The sequence below is a fragment of the Cohnella sp. GCM10020058 genome, assembly GCF_042683485.1.
Taxonomy (GTDB): domain Bacteria; phylum Bacillota; class Bacilli; order Paenibacillales; family Paenibacillaceae; genus Cohnella.
Genome location: NZ_JBHUJV010000013.1, coordinates 252,175 through 277,682 on the forward strand (window position 1 = coordinate 252,175; position 25,508 = coordinate 277,682).

At 59.2% G+C, this 25,508-nt stretch carries 20 protein-coding genes; 5 read left to right on the forward strand and 15 right to left on the reverse strand.

What is annotated here, in order from left to right:
• Positions 1-109: 109 nt before the first annotated feature.
• Positions 110-472: a helix-turn-helix domain-containing protein gene (locus ACFSR7_RS22555; RefSeq protein ID WP_378165467.1), complete on the forward strand. Its 363-nt coding sequence runs from the start codon at positions 110-112 to the stop codon at positions 470-472.
• Here the strand turns inward: ACFSR7_RS22555 and ACFSR7_RS22560 are convergent.
• Positions 444-1,070 (reverse strand): phosphatase PAP2 family protein, encoded by a 627-nt coding sequence (locus ACFSR7_RS22560; protein WP_378165469.1) that lies wholly within the window; start codon positions 1,068-1,070, stop codon positions 444-446. The genes ACFSR7_RS22555 and ACFSR7_RS22560 overlap by 29 nt on opposite strands.
• Positions 1,067-3,127 carry a sensor histidine kinase gene (locus ACFSR7_RS22565; protein WP_378165471.1) on the reverse strand — a complete coding sequence of 687 codons (2,061 nt, stop codon included), beginning with the start codon at positions 3,125-3,127 and terminating at the stop codon, positions 1,067-1,069. The genes ACFSR7_RS22560 and ACFSR7_RS22565 overlap by 4 nt, the downstream gene beginning before the upstream one ends.
• A 120-nt stretch (positions 3,128-3,247) precedes the next feature.
• On the opposite strand from ACFSR7_RS22565, the gene ACFSR7_RS22570 reads away from it, so the two are divergent.
• Entirely contained in the window at positions 3,248-3,979 is a 732-nt protein-coding gene (locus tag ACFSR7_RS22570; RefSeq protein ID WP_378165473.1) for a response regulator transcription factor, read from the forward strand.
• A gap of 38 nt (positions 3,980-4,017) precedes the next feature.
• Positions 4,018-4,887 carry a class I SAM-dependent methyltransferase gene (locus ACFSR7_RS22575; protein ID WP_378165475.1) on the forward strand — a complete coding sequence of 290 codons (870 nt, stop codon included), beginning with the start codon at positions 4,018-4,020 and terminating at the stop codon, positions 4,885-4,887.
• Positions 4,888-4,945: 58 nt separating this feature from the next.
• Here the strand turns inward: ACFSR7_RS22575 and ACFSR7_RS22580 are convergent, their stop codons facing one another.
• A complete protein-coding gene (locus ACFSR7_RS22580; RefSeq protein ID WP_378165477.1) occupies positions 4,946-5,881 on the reverse strand; it encodes an MBL fold metallo-hydrolase in 936 nt (311 codons plus the stop codon).
• 409 nt (positions 5,882-6,290) lie between these two features.
• Between ACFSR7_RS22580 and tnpC the strand changes: the two genes are divergently transcribed.
• Entirely contained in the window at positions 6,291-7,748 is a 1,458-nt protein-coding gene (gene tnpC / locus ACFSR7_RS22585) for an IS66 family transposase (RefSeq protein WP_378165479.1), read from the forward strand.
• Between the two features lie 309 nt (positions 7,749-8,057).
• Here tnpC and ACFSR7_RS22590 read toward each other — a convergent pair whose 3' ends face one another.
• The 6 genes from ACFSR7_RS22590 to ACFSR7_RS22615 form a co-directional block, all read right to left on the reverse strand.
• Positions 8,058-9,287 carry a VWA domain-containing protein gene (locus tag ACFSR7_RS22590; RefSeq protein ID WP_378165481.1) on the reverse strand — a complete coding sequence of 410 codons (1,230 nt, stop codon included), beginning with the start codon at positions 9,285-9,287 and terminating at the stop codon, positions 8,058-8,060.
• Between the two features lie 3 nt (positions 9,288-9,290).
• Positions 9,291-11,669, reverse strand: a complete 2,379-nt coding sequence (locus ACFSR7_RS22595) for a DUF5682 family protein (RefSeq protein ID WP_378165483.1) — start codon at positions 11,667-11,669, stop codon at positions 9,291-9,293.
• Positions 11,666-12,757, reverse strand: coding sequence for an ATP-binding protein (locus ACFSR7_RS22600; RefSeq protein WP_378165485.1), 1,092 nt, complete (start codon positions 12,755-12,757; stop codon positions 11,666-11,668). Before ACFSR7_RS22600 ends, ACFSR7_RS22595 begins: the two co-directional genes overlap by 4 nt.
• Entirely contained in the window at positions 12,733-14,550 is a 1,818-nt protein-coding gene (locus ACFSR7_RS22605) for a HEAT repeat domain-containing protein (RefSeq protein ID WP_378165486.1), read from the reverse strand. The genes ACFSR7_RS22600 and ACFSR7_RS22605 overlap by 25 nt, the downstream gene beginning before the upstream one ends.
• 13 nt (positions 14,551-14,563) lie before the next feature.
• Positions 14,564-16,006: an SWIM zinc finger family protein gene (locus ACFSR7_RS22610; protein WP_378165488.1), complete on the reverse strand. Its 1,443-nt coding sequence runs from the start codon at positions 16,004-16,006 to the stop codon at positions 14,564-14,566.
• 274 nt (positions 16,007-16,280) lie between these two features.
• The gene (locus tag ACFSR7_RS22615; RefSeq protein WP_378165490.1) at positions 16,281-16,748 is read right to left on the reverse strand and encodes a MarR family winged helix-turn-helix transcriptional regulator; all 468 of its coding nucleotides are present in this window, start codon (positions 16,746-16,748) and stop codon (positions 16,281-16,283) included.
• A 212-nt stretch (positions 16,749-16,960) separates the two neighbouring features.
• Here ACFSR7_RS22615 and ACFSR7_RS22620 point away from each other — a divergent pair, with 212 nt between their 5' ends.
• Complete coding sequence (locus tag ACFSR7_RS22620) at positions 16,961-17,137, forward strand: hypothetical protein (RefSeq protein WP_282908478.1); 177 nt, start codon at positions 16,961-16,963, stop codon at positions 17,135-17,137.
• A 169-nt stretch (positions 17,138-17,306) separates the two neighbouring features.
• Here the strand turns inward: ACFSR7_RS22620 and gyrA are convergent, their stop codons facing one another.
• From gyrA to ACFSR7_RS22650, 6 genes are all read right to left on the reverse strand, one after another.
• On the reverse strand, positions 17,307-19,784 hold the full coding sequence (gene gyrA / locus ACFSR7_RS22625) for a DNA gyrase subunit A (RefSeq protein ID WP_378165492.1): 2,478 nt from the start codon (positions 19,782-19,784) through the stop codon (positions 17,307-17,309).
• Between the two features lie 16 nt (positions 19,785-19,800).
• Positions 19,801-21,774, reverse strand: a complete 1,974-nt coding sequence (parE, locus tag ACFSR7_RS22630) for a DNA topoisomerase IV subunit B (protein WP_378165494.1) — start codon at positions 21,772-21,774, stop codon at positions 19,801-19,803.
• Between the two features lie 182 nt (positions 21,775-21,956).
• Positions 21,957-22,310: a hypothetical protein gene (locus tag ACFSR7_RS22635; protein ID WP_378165496.1), complete on the reverse strand. Its 354-nt coding sequence runs from the start codon at positions 22,308-22,310 to the stop codon at positions 21,957-21,959.
• Between the two features lie 107 nt (positions 22,311-22,417).
• Positions 22,418-23,404: an ABC transporter permease gene (locus ACFSR7_RS22640; RefSeq protein WP_378165498.1), complete on the reverse strand. Its 987-nt coding sequence runs from the start codon at positions 23,402-23,404 to the stop codon at positions 22,418-22,420.
• Positions 23,388-24,431, reverse strand: coding sequence for an ABC transporter ATP-binding protein (locus ACFSR7_RS22645; RefSeq protein ID WP_378165500.1), 1,044 nt, complete (start codon positions 24,429-24,431; stop codon positions 23,388-23,390). The genes ACFSR7_RS22640 and ACFSR7_RS22645 overlap by 17 nt, the downstream gene beginning before the upstream one ends.
• Positions 24,432-24,448: 17 nt before the next feature.
• Complete coding sequence (locus tag ACFSR7_RS22650; RefSeq protein WP_378165502.1) at positions 24,449-25,273, reverse strand: GDSL-type esterase/lipase family protein; 825 nt, start codon at positions 25,271-25,273, stop codon at positions 24,449-24,451.
• Positions 25,274-25,508 lie beyond the last annotated feature (235 nt).

Sequence of the window (25,508 nt, forward strand, 5' to 3'; positions counted from 1 at the left end):
CAATGAGAAAAGAAATCACCGCGTTTCATTGAAAACGCTTGACATGATACATTTTGTATCATACAGTAATAAACAAATAGTCCACTATATATAGCAAGGAGATATCGCGATGAGCATGGGTGACCGTCTACGCCAGCTTCGCCTCGAACGTCATCTGTCACAGGAGGAAGTGGCTCGCCAGGTCGGCATTACGAGATCTGCGTACAGCCATTACGAAATCAACAACCGTCATCCCATTTACGAAACGCTCATCAAGCTGGCGAATTATTTCAACGTCTCACTGGATTATATCATCGGCGGCGCAGGCGGGAAGCGTAACGAGCATCCGACCGAGCCGCAGGAGCACAAAATCCTAGAGCTGTTCAAATCCATGGATCAGGAGCAGCGTCAGCAGTCGATCGGCCTCCTCCTCGGCATTGTCGAGGGCGACCGGAAAAAGCCCGCTAGGTCCGTCGCCAAAAGCAAATCGTAGCGACAGCCAGCGCGCATAGCCCGCCAACGCAGAAGCCGGCGCAAACGTCCGACAAATAATGGACGCTGAAGTAAATCCGACTCCAGCCTGTCGCCGCTATTAGCAATCCTGCGAGTGCGCAGACGGCGATTTTCCAGGTATGCCCGCGCAGTTCAAGCCATCCAAGCAATATCCACCAGCCGTATAACGCGGCTGCGATCGTCGCGTTACCGCTCGGATATCCGTAGCCGTCATGCGCAATGCCCCATGCGTCTTCAGGACGCTCGTAGCCGAACGCGGACTTGAGCGCCGTCTGCAGGACATATGCGGCCATAACGACACCGACGAATGAGAAGGCGATTTTCCAGGAGCGAAGCCGCCACCAGCACGCAGCGGACAGCAAGGCGACCGTAGCGATGCCGGCCGAACTGCCCATGTCGTTTATCGTCCGCCACAAGCTCGTCCAGCCGGACGCGCGGATATCCGCAGCAGCATCTGCAGCAAACCTGTCCCAACCGGCATAGCCGCCGGCCCTCAAGGACGTAATCGTCGCGAACAGCAGCGCCAATAAGGCGACCGCGATTAAGATCGTTCTTTTTTGCGCGGTGCTAAGTATCATTGCCCTTCCTCCATATTCATTCGTTTGGCAATCGGCAGCGTAATCACGAATTCGCTTCCGCCTTCAGGCCGAATGCGCGCTTCGATTCGACCGCCGTGCGTCTCCACGATCTCGCGAACGATAGCAAGACCAAGCCCGCTGCCGCCGGACGAACCGTTTCTCGACTTGTCGTTTTGGTAAAATCGTTCGAAGAGCTTCGGCAGCTCCTCGGGCGTAATGCCCGCGCCGTTGTCGAGCACCGCGATCTCCGCTTCGTACGGTCTTGCGCCCCGTCTCGCTTCGATGCGAATCTCACCTCCGCGAGGCGTCGCCTGGATGGCGTTATAGATCAGATTGGACATGACCCGATCCATTCTTCGCTCGTCGATCTTCAAGTTGACGCTCTCCGTTCCCGGACCTTCCGTACGGCAGACATACGCGATTCCTTTGGTGAGCAGCTCCATGGCATAATTCTCCGCGAGACGGTCGACCCATGCGGGAAGCGGCACGAGCTCATAGGACATCTGGGCTTGACGAGCCTCGAGCATGGACAGATCGAACAAATCCCGGATCAGCTCGTTTAGACCCTCCGCTTTTTTGAGCATGGCGCCGATGACCGCGTCCCGCTGCTCGGGATCGGAGATCACGCCGTCCCGCAGCGCCTCCAGGTAGCCTTGAATAAGCGTCATCGGCGTGCGGAGGTCATGCGAAATATTGCTGACGAGCTGCCGTCTCGACTGCTCCGCGGCACGCAGCGCTTCCGTTCGCTCTTCGATGCGCGCTTCGAGCTGGCCGTTCCATCTGCGCAGCTCCGCCGACAGCTGTTCGGCCTTGGCGAACGTCCTGGAGAACCTAAGCGAAATGAGAAACGAATTCATGACGACAAGGAACAGCAGTCCGAACGGGACCATATCAGGCGCGTGCCACCAGCCGTTGTAAAAAAAGATGTCGCTGAGCACGGTGCCGACGAAGCCGGCCACGCCGATCAAGGAAAGGGCCGCCCCCTCGCGTCCGCGAATCAGCGCCACGATGAGCAAATACAACGATGCGCCGCTCAGGATAATTACGAATGCCTGATAGAGCAGGATAAGCGAGCTAGACGCCAGAAGCGGCAGCCCCCATGTCAGTCCCATGAGTACGCAGGCGCCGGCGCATGCGGCAAACGTCCAACTGCGCGTGAGCTCCTTGCTGTACGTACGGCGAAAGTACGCAAAGCCGCACAGTGCGCTCAGCACGAAAAAGCTGTATTCGAGACGTCCGGCCGCCGTCCAGGTCAATTCCGGCACGATTCTCGGCAGCAGACCTTCTCCGATGACGCTCATCCGCCCAGCGACGCAAATGCAGAGCATCGCAAACAACAGGTTGTCCAGCTCTTTTCGCCTGAGCGCATACAAGCCGATATGATAAATGCCGATCATAAGCAAGCAACCGAGTACGATAAATTCCCTGGCTTCATGTCCGAAGGCGATGCTCTTGATCTGCTCCGGCGTACCGAGCACGAGCGAGCTGCGGATGCCGCCCGTCCGGTGATGGAAGTTCGCCAGTTCCAGCTCCAGTACGACCGAAGCGCCGCCGGGTTGAAAGAAAACCGTATCCGGCATTTGGAACGGCGTCGTCGAAGCCTTGTCAGCACCGGGTACGCCTTTCGATCCGACCAGCTCGCCGTCGACATAGAGCGCATAAGCCGTCGATAAATTCGGCAGCCGTATGCCGAACATGCCGCTTCCCGTCGGCAAATTCCGAAGCACCAGCCGGTACGTGCCATAGCCCTGGCTGGACAATAGACCTCCGCGGCCGTCCGGAAGCCCGCCCCAGATGCCCGGGACGTCAATCGTCGTGTCGTAAGACGCTCCCTGACGCAGCGACTCGCTTGAAAAGCGCCATTCGCCCGCGAGCGGAACCGTGCCGCTTTTTACGAACGAATAGCCGTTCAGATCGATGATGCCGTCCTTGGCGACTGGCTTGCCGACCGAAGCGCCGCCGCCGAGCGCGAGCCCACCGGCCAATCCGGCCAACGCCATCACGAAGACGAAGACAAGCAGCGCTCCCTGTCCCCGCCTCATTTTTATTGCTTTCATTTTCCGATCGCTCCTGCCTTGAAACATTGTCCTCATCGTAAACGCGCATTGCTTATGCGTCAACGCTTTAAGTATAATAAGGTACAGTCGAACGTTGACATGGCATGGGAGGGAATTACCTTGAGCAAACCGATTGGCACCGTTCTCGTCGTCGACGACGAGCGCGAGATCACCGAACTGATCGGGTTGTTCCTGACTAAAGAAGGCTTCGCGGTGCACGCCGCCGAGGGCGGACAGGACGCGCTGCAGATCGCGGAGGCGTTAAGCCCGGATCTCGTCATCCTCGACGTGTCTCTCGGCGACATGGACGGCATCGAGGTATGCAGGCGGCTGCGCGAAGGCGGGTGCGCGGACGTACCCATTCTCTTTCTCAGCTGCAAGAGCGAGGATGCGGACATCGTCCTGGGACTGTCCGAAGGCGGCGACGATTATATTACCAAGCCGTTCAGTCCGAGACAGCTCGTCGCCCGCGTGCAAGCCCATATCCGCCGCAGACGCCAGCGCGAGCGGCCGCAGGCGGACGAGCAGTACGGCGTGATGTCGTTCGGCAGCCTTGCGATCGATCCCGGCCGGTTCGAGGTTACGCGGGACGGCGAGACGATTCCGCTGTCGGCCAAGGAATTCGAGCTGCTGTGCGTCCTCGCGCGCCAGCCCAACCGCATCTTCGCGATGAACGAGCTGTACCGGCTCGTCTGGCATACCGACAGCATGGGCGATACCCGTACGCTGATGGTTCATATCAGCAATCTGCGCAAGAAGATCGAGCCCGATCCGTCCAATCCCGTGTATATCCATACGGTTCGCGGCTTCGGGTACCGATTCCTGCCGGAGTCGCTTCAGGACGCCCGCTGAACAATTTAATTTGAATAGTAAAGGAAGTTAAACGGAACATGAGAATGGCTACAGATTGGCAAGACTACGAACTGATCGACACCGGCGCCGGGGACAAGCTGGAGCGCTGGGGGGACGTAATCTTAAGACGCCCCGATCCGCAAATCATCTGGCCGCTCGCCAAGGAATCCGGGGATTGGCAGCGTCCCGACGGCCACTACTTCCGCAGCTCCTCCGGCGGCGGCCAGTGGCAGTTCAACAAGCAGCTGCCCGAGCGCTGGACGATCTCCTACGGTCCGCTCCGCTTCCACATCAAGCCGACCAACTTCAAGCACACGGGTCTTTTCCCCGAACAAGCGGTGAACTGGAGCTGGATGATGAAGCGGATCAAGGAAGCCGGCAGGCCGATTCGCGTGCTCAATCTGTTCGCCTATACCGGCGGTGCCACCGTTGCCGCGTCCGCGGCCGGCGCTGAAGTGTGCCATGTCGACGCCGCCAAGGGAATGGTCCAGTGGGCCAAGGAAAACGCGGCGCTCTCGGGCCTCGAGTCCGCGCCCGTACGCTATATTACGGACGACGTATTCAAGTTCGTGCAGCGCGAGCAGCGCCGCGGCAAGCAATACGACGCCATCATCATGGATCCTCCTTCCTACGGCCGCGGTCCCGGGGGCGAGACCTGGAAGCTCGAGGACAGCCTGTATCCTTTCCTTGAGGAGTGCAAGAGCATCCTCTCCGACACCCCGCTGTTCGTGCTTGTCAACTCGTACACGACCGGCCTCTCGCCGACCGTGCTGCACAATTTGCTGCACATGTCCATCGGCCGCCGTCACGGCGGCAGAATCGATGCCGGCGAGATCGGCCTGCCGATCACGCGCAGCGGCCTGACGCTGCCGTGCGGGATTTACGGTCGCTGGGAGAGCGCGGAATAAACGCTAGATAGTCGAAGAACCGCCCCTAGCCTTAGGCTAGGGGCGGTTTTTTGGCTTTTTATAAGCTTGTTCTGGCGGCGGACCACAGCTTCGTCCGTCCGTGCTCCATCGTCCAAAGTCTGTCTGCCGGGAGCCCCCGCCGTTCCCACTCGGCGTTCAGCCGGTCCAGCGCCTCCTTGGGCGTGTCGTCAGCCAGCCGGAATGAGCCGTAGTGCATCGGCACGAAATAGCGCGCCCCGACGTCTGCGAATGTCTGTACCGCTTCTTCGGGCGTCATGTGCGAGCCGCCCATGAACCATTCCGGTTCGTAAGCGCCGATCGGGATCAGCGCGACGCGGATGTCTCCATACTTCTCGCCGATCCGGCGGAAGGTGCCGTCGTAGCCGCTGTCGCCGGCGAAATACAGGCAATCCGAATCATGGCGCATCACCCAGCCGCCCCAATGCGACGAATTGGTGTCCCATGGCGTCCGCCTCGTCCAATGCTTGGCCGGCACGAAGCCGAACGTTACGTCGCCGACACGCGTCTCGGACCACCAAGAGAGCTCTTCGACACGCTTGAAGCCCTTGCGCCGGAACCATCCAGCCAGGCCGGCAGGCACGAGCGCGACAAAATCGCCGGGCAACCGGCGCAGGGTGCCCAAGTGAAGGTGGTCGTAATGCGCATGGGACAGGACGACGACGTCGATCGGCGGCAGCGAATCGATTGTTAGCCCCGGAGGCGACAGCCGCGGAGTGAACCCCATCCGCGACGCCCATACCGGGTCCGTCACGATATTAAGTCCGCCGAGCTGGACGAGAAAGGTCGAATGACCGACGAACGTCACGGTCGGCTCGCTGCGGTTGGCGGTGAGCAAGGCTATATCCGGATCGGCGCGGGACACGACAAAAGAAAGATCTTTCTTTTTCGACCGGCGTTCCTTCTGCCACTGGCGCAGCTCCGCAAAGGATTTGATGTTCGAAGAGCCGTCTGCATTCTCGTACTTTTTCACCATCGTATCTCGATGCTCCTTTTGGACGCGTCCTGCTTTCCTACTATTGTAACAATCAAGGCGGCAACGTGCACTGCCTAGCGGAAAATTGTCCGTCGTCCGTAAAAAAACCGTCAAGGAAACTCAAAATCTCCCCAGGCGGTCTCCTTACAGGTCTTCTTATATCCCAAACTTGATTTGTGCGAAATGCCGGTCGATGGCGCAGCCGCCAGCCGTTCCGAAGGGCCCGCGCAACGTCGCCCGTGTTGTTCTTTCGCCGTAATGCCTGCAAATGTACATCTATTTATGCCGTTGTCACCCCTTTTGGACAGAAAAGATGCAAATGCGGTTACTACTTAGGTCCACCCTTTTAGTTTTCTGGATATAGGTGTAAAAGATTATACCTATACATATTCAGAAAGGGGTGAATCCGGTGGTAGATAAGAAGCTCATAAAGCAGATCAGCCATAGTGATCCTGAGACCATCGAGGCGTTCATTACATCGCTGGTCGATCAGTTTACCGCTACAATCGCGCAGTATACCGCTAAAATCGAGAAGCTTGAAAACCGAATTAAAGACCTCGAACGTCAGCTTGGCCAAAACTCCCGCAATAGCAGCAAACCGCCTTCAAGTGACGGTTTCCGCAAGCCGACCAACTCGCGGCAGCCCGGCGGAAAAAAGGGAGCTCCAAAGGGCCATGACGGACATACGTTGCTCTTCGCTGAAGTGCCGGATCACGTCGTTCATCAAACCATATCCGTCTGCGGCGCTTGTCAGGCGTCGCTCGAAGCCGTGCCGTCTTTAGACTACGAGAGACGTCAGGTTTTTGACCTGCCTGCACCACGCGTTGTGGTCACCGAGTATCGCGCAGAGAAGAAGCGTTGTCCTCATTGCAGGCGTACGCAGCGCGCCCTCTTTCCTGAGGGCGTGAATGCTGCCACACAATACGGCGACGGATTCGCAGCCTGGACCGCGTATTTGAGCGCGTTTCAAATGATTCCGCTTGCGCGTATTGGGCAGCTCTTTGCTGATTTGACCCGTTACCGTCCGAGCGATGCGACGCTCTTGTCGTACCTAAAAGTCACGCATCACCGCCTAGCACCGGCTGAGCAATGCGTGCGCGAGGCGCTGCTGAAAAGCGACTATCTGCATTGCGACGAAACGGGCTTTGGTGTCCAAGATCACGAGCACTGGCTACATACCGCCTCCACTGCCGATTACACGCTATTTACCGTTCATCCCAGCCGCGGAAGTGTGGGCATGAAAGCAGGAGAAATCTTGCCTACTTACACGGGAACGGTGATGCATGACAGCTACGGCGCTTACTTTAAAGATGAATTTTCCTTCTCCCACTCGCTGTGCTGCGCCCATCTGCTTCGTGAATGCCAGGGGATAAGCGAGCATGACAAGCATACCTGGTCGACGCGGATGAAAACGTTGCTGCAGGAAGGCTGGAAGACGGCTTCGGACCACCGAAAACGAGGCGAGCCTTTGAGACAGGAACACATCCAACAGATGCAGCAACAGTACGACGAAATTCTAAAACAAGGTGAACTTGAATGGTCCAAAGATCCTGTTCGCCCCAAAACCGGCCCGAGAGGTCGAAAAACGAAAAGCAAAGCGGCGAATTTGGGACAGCGGTTCCTGAATTACAAGGACGCCATTCTCCGCTTTCTTTATGATGCAAAGGCGCCCTTTGACAACAACCAGGCCGAACGCGATATTCGCATGGTGAAAGTCAAAGACAAAGTTTCAGGCTGCTTTCGTACAGAGCAAGGTGCAAAAGTTTTCGCGCGCGTGCGCGGCTTCATTTCCACGCTTCTCAAGCAACAACTCCCCATACTCCCCTCCCTTTCGGCGGCACTCCGCGGCACTTTTACTTTCGGTTGACCTAAGTAGTAACCAAATGCGCAGTTATTTTCCTCCATCCGCCCCATTTCCGGCTTGTGCTTTGAATTTACCTGCACATTTGCAGGTATTTCGTCAAGTGTCACGCGTCGGCACAAAATACATGTACAATTGTAACAATTGCAGGATTTCCGCACACTCAACATTCGAAATGCTCCGGCACGCCAAAAGTGCGCTTACTTGTCCACGAATCGCCGCTCATTTTTCTTGCTGATCTTTCAAAAAAAGACGGCGCCGGATCGGCACCGTCCCGAATCGAAGTGCCGGTCATGGCCGGCGCTCGCAGGTCAGTCAGTTTTTCGCCTGCTTGACGCGGTCCGCAAGCTGCATCAAGTCCATCCCTTTTAAGGCGCCTTCGATCAGCTCCGGCAGTTTGTCCGGGGAGCAGCCGAAGCAGGGAATGCCAAAGCCTGAGAGCTTGCGGGCGACGTCCTCGTCATACGAAGGCGCGCCGTCGTCCGAGAGGGCGAGCAGGCACATCGTCCGCACGCCGGATTCGTGCATGTCGCGCAGCCTGCGGATCATCTCCGTCCGGTTGCCGCCCTCGTACAGATCGGAAATGAGCAGGAACAAGGTTTTCTTAGGCTCGGTTACGAAGGATTCGCAATAGGCGACCGACTTGTTGATGTCGGTGCCACCGCCCAATTGAATGCCGAACAGCAGATCGACGGGATCGTTCGCGCACGCCTCGCTAAGGTCCACGACATCGGTATCGAACGCGACGACGCGCGTCTCAAGCGAAGGCATGCTGGCAAAGATCGAGCCTGTGATGGACGCATAGATAACGGAATTCGCCATCGAGCCGCTTTGGTCGATATCAAGGATGACCGTCCATTCCTTACTTTTGCGCGCACGATCGAAGAAATACACCTTTTCGGGGATGAGCAATCGGCGCTCGACGTCATAATGCTTCAAATTGCTGCGAATCGTCTTGTCCCAGTCGAGTCCCGTCAGCGAGGGCAGTGGAGAATGACGCCGCTTGTTCAGCGAACCGGTCACCGCGCGGGTCAATTCCTGGGCCATCCGCCTGACGATCTCGTCCACGACTTCCCGTACGAGCGTCCGTGCCGTTTCCTTCGTCCGCTCCGGGATTTGCCCGCGCAGCGACATGAGCGTCGCCACCATTCCGATGTCCGGCTTCACCTGGGAGAGCAGCTCGGGCTCGAACAGCAGCCTGGTCAGCCCTTTGCGATGTACGGCATCCCCTTGAATGACGGACACGATATCCGACGGGAAAAAGGATCGCACGTCTCCCAGCCACTTCGCCAATCTGGGCGCAGAAGCGCCCAAGCCGGCCGACTTCGGACCGCCGCCCGCCGTACCGGCTCTCGGACCCGATCCGCCGATTTCACCTGACGTTCCGTCATAGATCGCTGCGAGCGCCTCGTCCATCAAGAGGCTCTCTTCGTCCAGCCGCGCGCCGCCGCCTGACGCGCCGCCCGCAGCTTCAAGCTTCTCCTCGGCCGCGGCGCCCAAGATCAGGCGCCACCGCTTCACTTGATCCGCATCCATCGTCGTCATCGGCTACAGATCCCCGAAGTCAAAGTCGTTAAGCTCATCCAATCGCTCCTTTTCTTCCTCGTCCAGCGGACGCTGCAGCGCTTCGCCCGATTGCTCGGACCCCGTCCCCCAAATCTCTCCGAGCAGCTCGGCGATCGCCGCCTTCTCTCGCGGCTCGAAGCTGCTGAACGCGCGCCGCAGAAAGACGAGCGAGCGCTTGAACGGTTCGGGATCCAGGCCATGGATATATTCGTCCAGATGCCGCCATAAATAGTCGCGCGACAGCAGCGCGTAGCGATTGCGCATCGACAGGCCTTCAAACCATCCTGCCCCAAGATCGACCTCCATGCCCGGCGACAATCGGCGGGCGACCTCGCTCGTGAACGCCTCTTCGCCGGCTTCGTTGCGCTCGAGCAAAATGGAAAACGCATAACCCGACAGCCTCGGGTTGCGATCGTCGCGTACGGCAAGCTCCTTAAGCTTCTCCAGCCAGAGCCGCTCGTCGACGTCGGCATAATGCTCCTGCGCCACTGCGTTCATGGCGTGCATGGCGGACATCATTTCCGTTGCCGCATCGTCGTTGCAGCCCGACGCGCCATCCAGCATCAAGCATCCGCGCAGGAATAACTGCTGCAAAATCGGCAGCAGCGGCCGGGTATCGATGCGCCGCACCGAGCCGTACTGCATGAGCACCGACAGCTCGCGCAGCGTTTGCGCGATTTGCGCGTAGCTCCCTGCGTCGACGGCGAGCCGCTGCAGCGCCGCCACCGCTTGGCCGGCGACCTGCGGAAGCCCGCATTCGCCCGCCTGTCGGATCAGCCTGGCGGCATGCTCGATATCGTCGCAAGCGAGCAATTGCTCGTGGATGGCATAGGCCGCAGCCAGCTCCACCGTTTCGCCCTTGATCGTCGCCTCTACGATCTCGATCTCCGCTTCGGGCGACCATTGCAGCACCCAATGCTCGGCCCAAGTCGCATCCGTCTGACGCCGATGCTGTTTGCGCGCGAAGCGAATGCCGAGCAGCGCCAGACGGTGGAGCAGGACGGACCGATGGAGATCGAGAAAAGCGGAATCCGCAGACTTGACGCTACGATTCTCGCGAAGATCCAGCTCCAGGTCCGCCGCGACCAGCGTTCTGTATTTGGTCAGCTTCAGCCTGGCGAGCTCGCGGTTCAGATCGTCTTGAATCGGCGTCTGGCTGACGCCCTCAGGCAAGCTGCCGATCGCCGTGCCGATATCCGTCCTTGCCAGCGCTTCGGCGACGACGGACAGCTCGCCGTGTCCGAACAATATCGTCGCCGCGTCCCGCAGATCCTTCCAGGTCGGAAGTTCGCCGTCATGCATCGCGGAGAGCGCGCCGGCAAGCCGCACGCCTTCGATGACAGAGGCCGTCGAACGGTAAGTGCCCTGTTCTCTTAATCGCGCCGCGACCGAGGATAAATACAAGGCCGGAAGCCGATCCATCTCGCGCTGTCGCATGCAATGCCACATCAGCCCGAAGTACGCGGGCGCCGCGTTGCCCGCGCCGTATCCCGAATGCGAGGATAGCTTGTAGTAGGAATAAGGCATCAAGGTCATTTTGGTCGGTACGCGCGGCAAAAGCGAAAGCTCTTCGTCGTTCATCGCCGGCAACTCAAGGTCCAGCGCCGACGTATGATAGGCCCCGGTCAGGACAACGATCCGCCCCGGATCGTGGCCGCCGTCCAGCGTCTCGCGGATTTTACGCCGCATATAGGCTTCGCGGATCTCGTTGTACGCCGCTTCGTGCGGGGCACGGTGCCGCTCTTCGCCTGCAGTCCATGCCCGCATCTCGTCGGAAAATTGCGAGATCGATTGCCGATAAGCGCCATGGCGAAGCCGATGTTCGAAATGGCGCTCCCAGTAGGACTCGAAATCCGGTTCCCCTGAAAGCTCGGCGATACGCGCGTAGAAGTCCCTCTGAGCCGACCTCGCCTCCGTCTCGCCGGGCATGCCATCAAGGCGATCCTCCGTCGAAGCAGATTCGTCGCCGCCATTTCCATCGGTCGCCTGCAGCGGATCTGCGTCTGCCGACCGCTCGTGCCGGAGCGCATTCAGCGCCAGCGATATATCGGTCGGCAGGTCGATGAATTCGGCTTGGCTGCCATTGCGCGCCGCCCACCGCAGCGCCTGGTATTCGGGAGAATACTCGGCAAACGGATAGAGCAGCGTACGGACGGGAAGTTGCGCTGTATAGGCGAGCAGCGCGACCGGCGGCACGACGCCGCGCGCGACGAGCTGTCCAGCAAGCTCCCCCGCGTCGCCAGGGCCTTCGATCAGCACTGCAGTAGGTCTTACCTCGTCAAGCAGCGCGAGAAGATGGTACGAGCCGGCCGGCGACAAATGCCGAATGCCGAAATAATGAGGATTCCGTGCCCCGTTCACCGATTCATCTCCGAACAGGCGCCGTACAAGCTCCGCCAGGAGGCTCCCCGCTTTTTCATGACGTTTTCCAAATACTCCTTCCAAGCGATGCGATCCTTCTCCTCATCCTTCACGATCGCGCCCTGCAAGCCTGCGGCCACGTCCTCGTCGCTGATCCTGCCGTCCCCAAAACTCCCCGCAAGCGCCATGCTGCCGGTCAACAGCGAGATGGCCTCTGCCGTGGAGATGACGCCCGTCGGCGGCTTCACCTTCTCTTTGCCCTCGAGCGTCGTGCCGCTTCGCAGCTCTCGGAAAATGGTGACGACCTTCCGGATCGTATCGTCGTCCGGCTGAGACGCCTTCAGCTCGTAGTTGGACGAGATCTCGCTCACCCGCCTGCGCACGATGTCGATTTCCGTTTCCAGGCTGGACGGCGCCGGAAGCACGATGATATTAAAGCGGCGCTTGAGCGCGGCCGACATCTCGTTTACCCCGCGGTCTCTCGTATTGGCGGTGGCAATAATAGAAAATCCGCGCTCCGCCGCCGCTTCCCGATTCAGCTCGGGAATGGCGATCGTCTTTTCCGACAAGATGGAGATCATCGCGTCCTGCACCTCTGAGGCGCAGCGGGAGATCTCCTCGAAGCGGGCGATGCCGCCGCACTCCATCGCGCGGAAAATCGGGCTGCGGATGAGCGCCTGATCCGACGGCCCCTGCGCTAGGAGCATCGCATAGTTCCAGGAATAGCGAACATGTTCCTCGCTAGTACCTGCAGTTCCCTGTATGACCTTGGAGGAATCGCCGTGGATCGCCGCAGTCAGGTTTTCGGAAAGCCACGACTTGGCGGTGCCGGGCTCGCCGATGAGCAGCAGCGCCCGGTCGGTGAGCAGCGTTGCGATCGCCATCTCGACCAGCCGCTTGTTGCCGATATATTTGGGCTTGATCGCCGTGGCTCCCGCCTGGCCGCCCGTTATAAACGTAAGGACGGATTTGGGGGACAGCTGCCAGCCCGCAGGCCTCGCCTCCTTGTCCGCTTCCTTCAGCGCTTCGAGCTCCTCCGCATACAGCCGCTCTGCCGGCAATCTCAGGACATCTTGCTTTTGAGCCATCCCCATAATCCCCTTCCGTGTTCCTCTTCGGCCGATTCCGGCGCTTGTTCGATCTCTTCAATCTGCGTCATCCAATCGGTGCGCAGCGATTCGTACGTCAGCTTTTCCCCGAACGCCCGCAATCGCGGCGCGTACGATTTAGGCATGCTGGCGACGAGACGCCGCTGCTGCCCGTTCATATAATACATGTTTTTCGCAGCTCCCCGTTCGAGCAGCTCCATGAAACGCTCCGGCGCATCTTTGTACCGGATCCGGAACAACGTAGCCAGCATGTCTGCGGTATCCTTGACGCCCCACCTGGCTTCGCGCAGCTTGCCCGTCAGATAGGCCGTGACCTCTTTGTCGGCCCGCTGGGCGAACATGTACACGAGCATCGGCTGATCCAACCGGATGAACAAGGGAACCCATCTCGGATCCCAGGCTTCCTCGCGTGCGACCGGCTCGTCATACCGGTCTTCGTCTTCGTCGTAAGCATCTCGGTAAACGACCTCGCGAATGGCGCCGAGCAGTTCCTTGGCCGCCTTGGTCTTGCTGCCGTTTAATTGGCCTCCATAACGATCGTAGACCTCAGCCGGAGTCAGCCTGCGAAATGCCGCCCGGAAGCCGTATGGGACGAAAGGTCCTTTGGCGCCGTTCCCAAGCTCCATGGCCAACCGGTCCGCTTCCGGCAGTTCCATCTCGAGCAGCAGCTCGGCGGCCGCTTCCTGCGCGTTCTCCGTCTCGGGGACGAGGTACGCTGCGGTGGTCAGAAGCTGCTGCACGAACGGAAACGCTGCGGCCGCCATTTTCTTGCCCGCCCCTTCCAGGGCATGCAGCACGATCAGAAGCTGCTCGGACGCTTCCGTCTTTTGCTTGGCTTCGCCGTTCAAATACTGCGTCAGCGCTTGCTCGCCTTGACGGATCAAGCGCTCCAGCAGCTGCGGCGAACCGCTCTTCCTGATCGGCTCGACGGCAATCGCGCCGTCCTTGGCGACGGCGGCTTCGTACAATCGGTCGAGCGCCAGTTCCGTACCGATGCGTGCCAGCGCGTCGTAGGCGGCCCCGCGAACGTCCTTTCGCTTATCCCGGCTGAGCTCGAGCAGCAGCGTCTCTTGATCGGCATAAGCGCCCAAGATCGAGATCGCCGCCAGTTTGACCTCCGGCGAGCCCGAAGAGGCGCCTTCCGCGACGAGCTCGAGCATCGAGGCGCCGAGCTGCTTGTGAAGAAGCTGCAATCTGCGACCGTCGCCTTTCCCGCCTTGCAGGTTCAGCTGGCTCTGCAGCACAGGGACTGCGCTCGCACCGAAGGCAGGAATCAGCTTTTCCTGAACGTAGTCGGGGATCTCCGCGTAGCTGTCTTCCAATGCCGCGCATACCGCGGGCAGCGCGCGCAGGTCCAGGAAGCTTCCGTCTTCGTATGACACCCGGATTTGCTCCAACCGGCCTTGGCCTTTGGTCGTCAGCGCTTCGATGAACGGATGGAGCTTGCGGTAAGGGCTATCCGTAGGAAGATCGATTCCGGTGCCTTGGATCGGTTGCGGTTCCCCTGCCATATCCGTCTTGCCCTGCGTATAAAGAACCGCGACGAGCAGCGTCGACAGCTCGAGCAGCCTGGCAGCGCTGTCCTCCCTGCTTGCGGCGAGCAGCTCTTCGGCCGCAGTTGCCAGACGACCGAATACCGGCGCGGTTTCGCCAAGCTTTTTAAGCCCGGGCAGCAATTTGTTCAAACGGAGATCGTTCGCCGCCATCGCGCTCCCCGCGATGAACAACCGGCGCGTCTCTTGCTGAAGCTCGAATAAAATATCTATGCTCATAATCGCTTCTCCCCTAGTAGAACAGCCGAATGATCCGGCTGTCGGTGACGATGCTCATCAGCTGTACGCTCAGGCGGTTGTCGTCCAGGCGATGGTTGAACATGACCAGTGCAGCCTGGTCCTTCAGATCCTTTTCATCGAGCAGCGCAATCAAGGAAGAGGTCTCTCTTCCGTTGGACTTCAAGTCCGAGATCGGCAGCAGTTTTCCTTGCGCATCCCGGAGACAGAGACCGTCCGCCGTCTTGTCGATGGAACGGTAAGCGACCAGCATGACGGGCGTTTTATCCGCAAGCGGGTTTTTGATGATGTTCTTGACCTGCTTGATGACATCCGCATACGACGGTGCCGCCGTCGCTTTGACTTTGGCAAAGTCTTCTCCTGCCGCATCCCGCTGCGTCGCCGCCTCCCAGCGTACTCTGGCGTTGAGCTCGCCGGGATAGACGAACAGCTCGTCAGTCTGGATAACCGCGCGTACGGTATCCTCTTCCTTAAGTGCCCGGGCAGCCCGGAACGGACGCAAATGGCGAGTGCTGCGCACCGTGCCGTCGCCAAGGTCGGCCCACCAGCCCGCATCCACGTACTCGCCGCGCGCCGCATCCGTATAGGACAGAAAAGAAAGCTGGAGCAGCTCGGCGCCCCGCTTCACGTGGCCGTATTCGCGGAGCTCCGCAAGCTGCCAGGCATGACCGAGCTGTTCCTCCAAGGAGGAATCCGTCTCCATCGGCAGCTCCGGATCGTCCGTTCTTTTTTCCAAATAGGAGACGCCTTTTTTCACCAGCGAATGCATAAACAGAAGCTGCTCCATCGCTTGCGAATATACCGCTTCGCGATCGCCTTCCGTTTGCAGCGTATGTACGAGTTCCCTGAGCTTGGCTTGCACGCCGGGAATATAATGGTTGCCAAGCTGTTTCGCCTGATCTTCGATCATCTGGACCGTTTTCTTGTCCGCGCTTCCCAGACCCGATTGGACGAGCTGCAGGACGAGCTTTTCCAGCAGACGAAGTCCCTCCACCTGACTGGCGAATTTTTTGACGAGCGCGGATTTGTTTACTTTGCGTTTCGCCGAAGGCGCGTTGCCTTCGGATTCCGCAGCATCCTTTTTTTTCTCTTCCCGCTTCTCTGCCTTGTCTCTTTTGTCTGCGATATCTTGCGGGACCTCCGAGGTCGTAAAGGAATTGCCCATCGCGCGCGCGTACAGCAATCCGAGCGCATGCTTGCAGGGAAATTGTCTGCTGGGGCAAGAGCAACGAAAGACAGGGCTCGCTTCGTTGACGAAATCGACGGAGCATCTGTAAGGCTCTTTGCCGCTGCCCTTGCATTCTCCGAAGAGCAGCGTTGTATCTGGACTTTCGCTCAGGACCGGAAAGCTGTTTTTCTTGACCAGGTCCCGGCCGTTCTTCATCGCGCCGGCGTTCGGCGCCAGGCTGTCGACGTAAGCTTCCGTGATCGTGGGCATGGTTGACCTCGCAATTTGGATGGATGGCCTTTCTTTTCACTTCTATTCAGAAAATAGCTGTCTCACGCTATAACTACTTCTATTACCCTTTTAATTGGAAAATTAATCATGGCGTGATTGTTCAGGTCTAGCAGAAAGAACGATAATCGGGCAAAAAAAAAGCCGAATGCTCGGCTTGGAAATGGCAATATTTTTAATTGGAAATGGCCTTTATTCACGATCGGAAATTTGCGGTTATTCTCGATCGGATAAGTGACGTCCGGTCTCGTCGGCTTCAGGACGTCGCCTGAATGGCGGTTGTCGGTTCGCCGGACGCGGCCAGCTTCTTGTCTCTCGTGCCCGATACCTTGCCGATCAGATAAACGAGCAGTTGGCGGTTGTGGGCGGACAGCCGGTCGAGCGAGCGGTTCACGATATCGCTGCGGACGCGCAGCCCCCGTTCGCGCTCCGTATGACCGAAGTCGGTCGTGCTGATCCATACGATACGGCGGTCATTCTCGTCCCGGGTGCGCTTGACGAGGCCATTGCGCTCCATCCGGTCGAGCAGCGTCGTCACCGCAGCCGGCGTCGTCTCCAAATGCGGCAGCAGCTCGGAGGGCTTCATCGGTTCGTTTGCCTGCAGCAGCTCAAGTACTTGAAGCTGTCCTCCAGTCAGTTGGGGGGACATCTCCGCTTCCATCTGCGATTGCCAATCCTTCGATAGCTTCATCCAGCTCTTTACGAACTCTGCAGCCGGTTCCACCTATGGATCACCTCTCCTCTTCGGAATGATGCCGTTTTGCTCTACTTCTTTAATTATATGCAAACCCGATGTCGAAAGATAGATTTAGCGCATTAATGATTTAAGTCATAAATCCGCACGGTCTGGTACGGGACGACAGCCTATGACATATAATGCTGACAGCTGGCGGTACCGTCCGCCCGGCGTGCGGTTGAAAAGAAGGAGAGGTCTTCATGGCGGTGGAGGACGAACGCATACGGATGATCGGCATCATGGCGCGCGAAGCCGGTATTATAGATGATCCGGGGTGGCTCAGCCGGCTGACGGAGCCGGTCCCCCTGTGGGTCGTGTTGGAAATGATGCTGAAGTGGATCGACCGTTACGATCCCCAGGACGGTCCGTACGATTGAGGCAAGCAGACAGATACAGCCCCGGTCGCGATTCGGCCGGGGCTGCTTCTACTGGAATTTTCAGGCGTTGTTTCCTACAAAGAGACTTAAGTTACACGGCGTTTCCGACTAACTCGCCTCTTGCATGCTGCTTTACGCTCTGCCGTTGAGGCCGCAACCAGCCGTTAAGTCAATGCGTCTGTGGCGGCAGCGGCTTAAGGAACGTCTCGGCAAGCGGATCCGTCCGCTCGATCGCGCCTATCGTTCTGCCGGTGCCTCTCCGGTCTTCGAGCGGCGTGCTGTCGGAGCGGAATTCGCCGTACGTGCCGCCTGCCGTCACGGTTACGATGCCGACATCATCCTTGACGTAATACGCGGCGACGAGACGGGTACCGTTCGGACGAACGCGCTTGCCTTCTTTGATCTCGAACGTCTGGATCCCTTTGCCTCCGCGCCCTTGCGGCGGATAGTCGAGCAGCAGCGAGCGCTTGGCGTAGCCGTAGTCGGAGATGACGAGAATCTCGCCCTCGTCGCCCGATACCTGGAGTCCGTCGGTCACCGCATCGCCCTCGCGCAGCTGGATGCCTCGTACCCCGCCCGCTACGCGGCCCTGCAGGCTCACGTCGGCTTCCTGGATACGAATGCTGAGTCCCTGCTCCGTGACGAGCAAAATCTCCTGCGGCGTATCGCTGCGGAACGCCGAGCGGACCTCGTCGCCATCTGCGACCTTCACGGCCGCGATCGCCGCGCTCCGGTTGGTCGCGTATTCGGCCATCAGCGTGCGCTTGACCTGGCCGCGCTTGGTCACGAACACGAGCGCCGGCCCCTGCTCGCCCTGATCGGCCAGCGCCTTCCACTCACCGGCCTTGACCGGGATGACGGCCATGATCCGATCTTCCTTAGGCAGGCCGATCAGGTTGACGATCGCCGTCCCGTTTTCCTTCCACTTGAACTCGGAGATCTGATGCACAGGCAGCTGGTAGTACATCCCCTTCTGCGTGAACAGCAGCAGCGAATCGAGCGTGTTAAGCTGCAGACTCCAGCGCAGCTGGTCGCCTTCCCTCAGCCCCGTGCTGCCCAGATCGCCGCCGGAACGCGTGAACGACAGCATGCTCGTGCGCTTCACGTAGCCGTGGCGCGACAGCGTCACCAGCACTTCCTCTGCCGGAACGGTCACTTCGAGGTTGACCTTGAGCTCTTCGACCTCGCCCTGAATGACGGATCTCCGATCGATGCCGAACTTCCCGCGAATCTCGCCGAGCTCGTCTTTGATGACGCCCATCAGCTTCTTCGGATTGTTCAGAATGCCGCGCAGCTGATTGATTTTTTTCATCGTTTCGGCATGTTCCTTCTGGAGCGAGTTGATCTCCAGGTTCGTCAGCCGGTACAACTGCAGCGTCAAAATCGCGTCGGCCTGGCGTTCGGAAAATTCAAACTTGGCAACCAGATTGTTCTGCGCGTCCTGGCGGTTTTTCGATGCCTTGATCGTCTCGATGACGGCGTCGAGCAGGTTCAATGCCTTGACGAGTCCTTCGAGCACGTGCGCGCGGTCTTCCGCCTTTTCGAGATCGTACTGCGTGCGGTGCGTGACGACCTCGCGCTGGTGAGCGACATAAGCGTCCAGCATCGCCTTAACGCCGAGCTGGCGAGGCGCTTTGTTAACGATGGCGACCATGTTGAAATTATAGGCGACCTGCAGGTCGGTTTTTTTAAGCAAATAAGCGAGGATGCCTTCCGCGTCCGCGTCCTTTTTCAACTCGATCACGATGCGCATGCCGGCTCGTCCGCTCTCGTCGCGCACCTCGGCGATGCCTTCGACTTTCTTTTCGAGCCGAAGCTGATCGATGCTGTTGACGAGCTTGGACTTGACGACCTGGTAAGGAATCTCGGTCACGACGATCTGCTGCTTGCCGCCGCGCATGTCTTCGATCGCCGTCTTGGACCGCACGTAGATGCGTCCTTTGCCGGTCTCGTAAGCTTCGCGGATGCCGTCCTCGCCCATGATCCGGCCGCCTGTCGGGAAGTCCGGTCCGCGCATGATCTTCATCAGATCGGCAACCGTCATATCAGGATTGTCGATGAGTGCAGTACAAGCGTCGATAACCTCGCGCAGGTTGTGCGGCGGAATCTCGGTGGCAAAACCGGAAGAAATGCCGCTTACGCCGTTGACGAGCAGGTTCGGATAACGCGCCGGCAGCACGACCGGCTCCTTGGTCGTATTGTCGAAGTTGTCCTTGAACAAGACGGTACGCTTATCGATGTCCCGCAGCAGCTCCATCGCGATCGCAGACAGACGGGCCTCGGTGTACCGCATTGCGGCCGGCGGATCGTCGTCCATCGAGCCCCAGTTGCCGTGGCCGTCTACGAGCGTATGCGCCATCTTCCAAGGCTGTGCCATGCGCACCATGCCGTCGTAGATCGACGAGTCTCCGTGCGGGTGGTAGTTGCCCATGACGTCGCCGACCGTCTTCGCGGATTTGCGGTACGGTTTGTCCGGCGTATTGCCGGAGTCGAACATGGCGTAAAGAATCCGGCGCTGGACCGGCTTCAGGCCGTCGCGGACGTCGGGAATCGCGCGGTCCTGAATAATGTATTTGGAATAGCGTCCGAAGCGGTCGCCAACGACCTCCTCCAGAAACGCCGGCAAGAAGTTCTCGAGCAAGCTCATATCGGTCTCTCCGTTCTTATTCCTCGTATTCCGTGAAGTCGACGTTGTCGATGATCCAGCGCTTGCGCGGATCGACCTTGTCGCCCATCAGCGTGGACACGCGGCGCTCCGCCTTCGCGGCGTCCTCGATCTGCACCTGCAGCAGCGTGCGGGACTCCGGATTCATCGTCGTCTCCCACAATTGATCGGGGTTCATCTCTCCCAGCCCCTTGTACCGCTGCAGCTCAGCGCCCTTGCCGATCTCCTTGAGATAGTTTTGCAGTTGCTCGTCGGTCCAGGCATAACGTACGGTCTCGAGCTTGCCCGATTTGCGCGTAAGCTTGTAGAGCGGCGGCTGGGCAATGAACACCTTGCCCGCGTCGATCAGCGGCTTCATGTACCGGTAGAAAAACGTCAGGAGCAACACTTGGATGTGCGCGCCGTCCGTGTCGGCGTCGGTCATGATGATGATTTTGGAATAGTTGCATTCCTCGACGTCGAACTCGGGGCCGACGCCTGCGCCCGTCGCCGCGATGATCGCCTTGTATTCTTCGTTTTTAAGGATGTCGACCAGCTTGGCCTTCTCCGGATTCATCGGCTTGCCCTTGAGCGGCAGGATCGCCTGGTACTTGGAATCCCGCCCCTGCTTGGCCGAGCCGCCGGCGGAGTCGCCTTCGACGATAAACAGTTCGTTGCGCGTATAGTCTTTGGACTGCGCCGGCGACAGCTTGCCGCCGAGACTCGCGCTCTCGCTGCGCTTCTTGCCGCTGCGGATCTCCTCGCGCGCCTTGCGGGCCGCTTCCCTGGCCTTGGACGCCTGTACCGACTTGCGTACGAGCTGCTGGCCGACCTGCGGATTCTCCTCGAGGAACACGGCCATCTTCTCCGCCACGATAGCGTCAACCGCGCTGCGCGCCGAGGCGCTGCCGAGCTGATCCTTGGTCTGCCCAACGAACTCGACGTCGGACATCTTGATGTTGATGACGGCCATCATGCCTTCGCGCAGATCGCTGCCCTCCAGGTTCTTTTCCTTCTCCTTGAGCTGACCGATCTTCCGGGCGTACTCGTTCATGACGCGCGTGTACGCCGTCTTAAAGCCCGTCTCGTGGGTGCCGCCCCCCCGCGTCGGGATGGCGTTGACGAACGAAGCGATCGTCTCGGTGTAGCCATCGTTGTATTGCAGCGCCACCTCGACCTCGATATCGTCGCGCTCCGCGGTGAAGTGGACGACGTCGTGCAGCACCGTCTTTTCCTCGTTCAGAAACTGCACGAACTGCTTGGCGCCGCCCTCGTAGTGGAACACGTCCTCCTTGCCCGAGCGCTGGTCCTTGACCGTCACCTTGAGGCCGGAGTTCAGGAACGCAATCTCCTGCAGGCGCTCGGACAGCGTATCGTAATTAATTGAGACATTGCCGTGAAAAACCTTCGGATCCGGCTTAAAAGTCACCTTCGTGCCGGTCTTGTTCGTATTGCCGAGCACCTCGAGACCCGTGACGGGCTCTCCGACGTGCTCCTTGCCGTCCTTGTCTACCCAGGTCTCAAACCGCATCCGGTGCGTCTTGCCTTCGCGGTAGATCTCGACCTCGAGCCACTGAGACAATGCGTTCGTCACGGAGGCGCCGACGCCGTGCAGGCCGCCAGACTTCTTGTAGCCGCCGCCGCCGAACTTGCCGCCCGCGTGCAAAATCGTGAAGACGACCTGCGGCGTCGGCACGCCGGTCTTGTGAAGGCCGGTCGGTATGCCGCGCCCGTTGTCCTGCACGGTGACGGAGTTGTCGCCGTGGATGGTTACGTCGATCCGCGAGCAATGCTTGGCCAAATGCTCGTCGACGGCGTTGTCCACGATCTCCCAGACGAGATGATGCAAGCCCGAAGAGGTGGTGCTGCCGATATACATGCCGGGCCGCTTGCGGACGGCGGTCAGCCCTTCAAGCACCTGTATGTCGTCCGCTCCGTATGTCGTACCCGCCTGCGCCGCGCTCTCCGCATACAGGTCTGTTTGTTCGGTCACGAATGATCCCCCTTGCTGCTTCTAGCGTCCGTCAAGGACGCGCCTTCCGTTCATTTTAAGCTAAAAGGCAGAAAATGCACAAGGCGTCCGTAAAGTAATGATGCCCCGCAAATAAAAATAACCGCCTGCGCGATGCAGAAACGGTCATCTATCCTGACGTTTAGAGTTTAACTGGACTCGCGCTAACTGGCAACGACGATTTTTTTGAGCAGCCGAATATCAGTCGTATGATCCGCTACGGTGGAGGCAAGATCGTTAAATGCGACCGCATGCTCGGTGTTTTTTGCGACTTGCTCGAAGGTAGCGTCAAGCTTCGTCTCGATGCGGTCAACCTTCTGCTCTACGCGGTCTAATCGCAGCTCGACCTGATCCACCTTCTGCTCGACGCGGTCTAACCGCAGCTCGACCTGATCCACCTTCTGCTCGACGCGTTCCAGCCTATTGTCGATCTGGTCCACCTTTTGCTCCATCCGATCCAGCCGTCCCACAACATCTCCAAGTTTCTCAGCGATCTGCCTTAACAACTCATCGTTCATCGTGGCTCACCGTCCTTGATTCGATTATAACATGGACAAGAACGATGTCGAACACGCACTTATAACTTCCAATTGCCATTGACAAATGGAATAACCATCCACCTGCATCAGGCTAATATATCCTGTCTCGTGAACACGGCGAACGATACCGCGATCGCCGCCAGCGACCAGACCCCCAGCACGATCAGGGAAAATCCGAGCGTCATGCCTTCGATCGGCGGCGGAGAGCCCTGCAAATATACGGACAGGTCGAGGTTGACATTAAACAAATATTTGGCGCTGTGCCAGGACGAGGCCATGTTGGCTAGGATCGAGCCGGAGATGACCGCCGCCATCATCGTAACGAGGCTCGCGGCCGTGCTGCGGACGAGCACCGACACCATGAAGGCAATGACCGCAACGGTCATCGCGGAGAACCAGACCAGGCCAAGCTGCATGAGCATATAAGCCCCTTGCGTGATCGCGTGGACGCCTGTCGTATCCATATCCGAGCCGTTCAGCCTGAAACCGACGAATACGGGCTCGCGCCACCCGCCGTAGCCGAAGACGAGACCGGAAACGAGATAGCTGATGACGGCCGTGGCCACAATAATCAGGGAGACGTACATCGTGAGCGTGACCAGCTTGGACGCCAAAATGCGCCACCTCCGTACCGGCCGGGTCAGCAGCATCTTGATCGTGCCGCCCGAGCGTTCGGAGGAGACGATGTCCGATGCGACGGCGAGCACCATAAGCGGGATAAATAAGCCTACGGCGTTTTGCAGAAACGTATTGGTGAAACGCACCGCGTTCGGCGTGTTCGGATTGACGTCCCGGTCGAGGTAATATTGAAGCTGCTGTACGAGCGCGACGCGCCACTTTTTCCATTCCTCGGGAATCCGGTCGCTCGTGAGCGCGTTCGTATTGTCGGAGATGCGCTGCCGGAGCTCCGCCCGCCAGTCCGTGTATTTGCCCTGGCTGCTCTGAGCGATTTTCATCTGCGCGTACACGAACACCGGTACGAGTGCGAGCAAAATAAGGACGATGACGGCAAATCGTTTTTTCTTCCACACTTTGACCGTTTCGTTGCGGATCAGTTCAAGATCCCGACGCATCGCGTTCGCCCCCCGTCAGCGTGAGAAATAAAGACTCCAGCGTCGGCACGACGCGCTGCACCGCGAGCACGCCGACGCCTGCCGATGCGCAGCGGGAGACGACGTCCGCAATGTCGTCCTGTTGCACGCGCGTCGGAACGGCTCCCGGGAGCGCGAGCAGGACCGACTCGTCCAGCAGCGCGCGGTCACTGTCAGCGACCTCTACGCGCGGATCCTCCGTCAGCAGCCGGCGTCCCGCTTCGGGATCCTCGAACAGCCACAGTGTATGCGCCTCCGCCTGCGCAATCATCTCGTGCACGTCGCCGACTGCGATCACGCGTCCGCCGTCGATGATGGCGACACGGTCGCACAGGAGCTGAATCTCGCTCAGCAGGTGGCTGGACACGAATACGCTCATCCCTTCCGCGGCCAGCTCGGCGATGAAAGCGCGCAGCTCCTTGATGCCCTTCGGGTCGAGCCCGTTGGTCGGCTCGTCCAGGATGAGCAGCTTAGGCGCGCCGAGCAGGGCCTGCGCAATGCCGAGCCGCTGCCGCATGCCCAGCGAATACGTCTTGACCTTGTCGTGGATGCGCTCGTCCAGCCGCACGATCCGTGCCACCTCTGCGATGCGCGCATCGCCGATGCCTTCTTGCATGCGCGCGAACAAATCGAGGTTTTCCCAGCCGGTCATATAGCCGTACATCTCCGGATTTTCGACGATGCAGCCGACATGCCGCAGCGCCCGCTCCGGATGCTTGTTCACGTCCTCCCCGCAGACGAGCACGCGTCCCGAAGTCGGCTTGATCAGATCGACCAGCATGCGAATCGTCGTCGTCTTGCCCGAGCCGTTGGGACCCAGAAAGCCGTAGATCTCCCCGGCTCGTACGTCGAACGTAATATTGTCGATAATCTTGCGTCCCTTGATCGTTTTCGACAACCCTTCGACCGAGAGCACCGGGGTCCCATGCCGCGCACGATTCGCGCTTGCAGCCCCGGAAAAACCCGAGGCATCCGTGCTACTGCCTTCAATCTTCACATCCGTCCGCATCCCAGCTGCCCCCTTCGTCAATTAAGCGCCTGCGCCACGCGAACCGCAATGCGGGCATAGCCCGCTCCGTTCGGATGGAAATGATCCGAGGACAAATAGCGCGCGGATTGTGCCTGGAACAAATCGGCCGTCGGCACGACGACAATGTCGCCGTCCTCCTCGGCCAGTTTAACGGCATACCCGTTCCAGTCCGCTAAAATGGATGCGATCTGCGGCCGCAGTTGCGCAAGCTCGTAAAACGGGTTGTACAACGAGACATAGACGATTCGGACGGACGGATGAATGGCGCGAAGCTTCGTAAAAACGGCCTTAAGCTGCTCCTCAGTCTTCGGCAGCCGCTGCTTCGCCAGCTCGGGATCGATGCCGCCGCCTTCCGCGATCGACCCGCCCGACTGCTGCGAGGAGCGGAATAAATCATTGCCGCCGATCGTGAGCAGGACAAGATCGGCCCCGGCCACCGCGTCCTGCATCGCTTTTCCGTCAAGCAAGGCGTTCAACTTTGCGGCTTCGAGGCCGCTGACCGCGAGATTGCCGTTCAATCTGACCGGCTTCCCCAGAGACTTGGAAAGCTGCGAGAGACTGTCCTCCACGTAGCCTTTGCCGGCGACATCGCCCACGCCTCGCGTGAGCGAATCCCCGATTGCGATCGCTTTGATCTCCGGCCGGCTCGTCCAATCTCCGCTCTGCTGCGGCGGCGCCTGCGTCGGCGTAGGAAGCGCCAACCCGGAGGACGGCGCCCAAGTATCCTTCAGCGCCCAGCCGAATCCCAGCAGCAGCAGCGCCGTGCACAGCAGGCATACCGTACCCAATATCGGCCACAGCCGATCTTTTCTCCTTCTCAAGCCTCCCCCTCCTCTCCAATACGCCGTGCCCTTACTGCGGCTATCGGCGACTATGCCGTTCCCCTCAATTTACCGAATCGAAACCGCTTTTTCAAATCGGGTGTCAATTCGGCCTGACGGTCCTTGTATCGTCGCCCGCGTCGTTCTTCCGCCGAAGTCGCTGCAAATATACATCTTTTATTGCCGCGTACCCGAAAAGCGCGCTTTCCTGCACAAAAAGCTCCCGCCCGATTCC

What these genes read in the sequence shown, in the direction of transcription:
- ACFSR7_RS22555 (WP_378165467.1), top strand. Translation starts at nt 110, where the DNA reads ATGAGCATGGGTGACCGTCTACGCCAGCTTCGCCTCGAACGTCATCTG.
- ACFSR7_RS22560 (WP_378165469.1), bottom strand. Translation starts at nt 1,070, where the DNA reads ATGATACTTAGCACCGCGCAAAAAAGAACGATCTTAATCGCGGTCGCC.
- ACFSR7_RS22565 (WP_378165471.1), bottom strand. Translation starts at nt 3,127, where the DNA reads ATGAAAGCAATAAAAATGAGGCGGGGACAGGGAGCGCTGCTTGTCTTC.
- ACFSR7_RS22575 (WP_378165475.1), top strand. Translation starts at nt 4,018, where the DNA reads ATGAGAATGGCTACAGATTGGCAAGACTACGAACTGATCGACACCGGC.
- ACFSR7_RS22580 (WP_378165477.1), bottom strand. Translation starts at nt 5,881, where the DNA reads ATGGTGAAAAAGTACGAGAATGCAGACGGCTCTTCGAACATCAAATCC.
- ACFSR7_RS22590 (WP_378165481.1), bottom strand. Translation starts at nt 9,287, where the DNA reads ATGACGACGATGGATGCGGATCAAGTGAAGCGGTGGCGCCTGATCTTG.
- ACFSR7_RS22600 (WP_378165485.1), bottom strand. Translation starts at nt 12,757, where the DNA reads ATGGCTCAAAAGCAAGATGTCCTGAGATTGCCGGCAGAGCGGCTGTAT.
- ACFSR7_RS22605 (WP_378165486.1), bottom strand. Translation starts at nt 14,550, where the DNA reads ATGAGCATAGATATTTTATTCGAGCTTCAGCAAGAGACGCGCCGGTTG.
- ACFSR7_RS22610 (WP_378165488.1), bottom strand. Translation starts at nt 16,006, where the DNA reads ATGCCCACGATCACGGAAGCTTACGTCGACAGCCTGGCGCCGAACGCC.
- ACFSR7_RS22620 (WP_282908478.1), top strand. Translation starts at nt 16,961, where the DNA reads ATGGCGGTGGAGGACGAACGCATACGGATGATCGGCATCATGGCGCGC.
- gyrA (WP_378165492.1), bottom strand. Translation starts at nt 19,784, where the DNA reads ATGAGCTTGCTCGAGAACTTCTTGCCGGCGTTTCTGGAGGAGGTCGTT.
- ACFSR7_RS22635 (WP_378165496.1), bottom strand. Translation starts at nt 22,310, where the DNA reads ATGAACGATGAGTTGTTAAGGCAGATCGCTGAGAAACTTGGAGATGTT.
- ACFSR7_RS22640 (WP_378165498.1), bottom strand. Translation starts at nt 23,404, where the DNA reads ATGCGTCGGGATCTTGAACTGATCCGCAACGAAACGGTCAAAGTGTGG.
- ACFSR7_RS22645 (WP_378165500.1), bottom strand. Translation starts at nt 24,431, where the DNA reads ATGCGGACGGATGTGAAGATTGAAGGCAGTAGCACGGATGCCTCGGGT.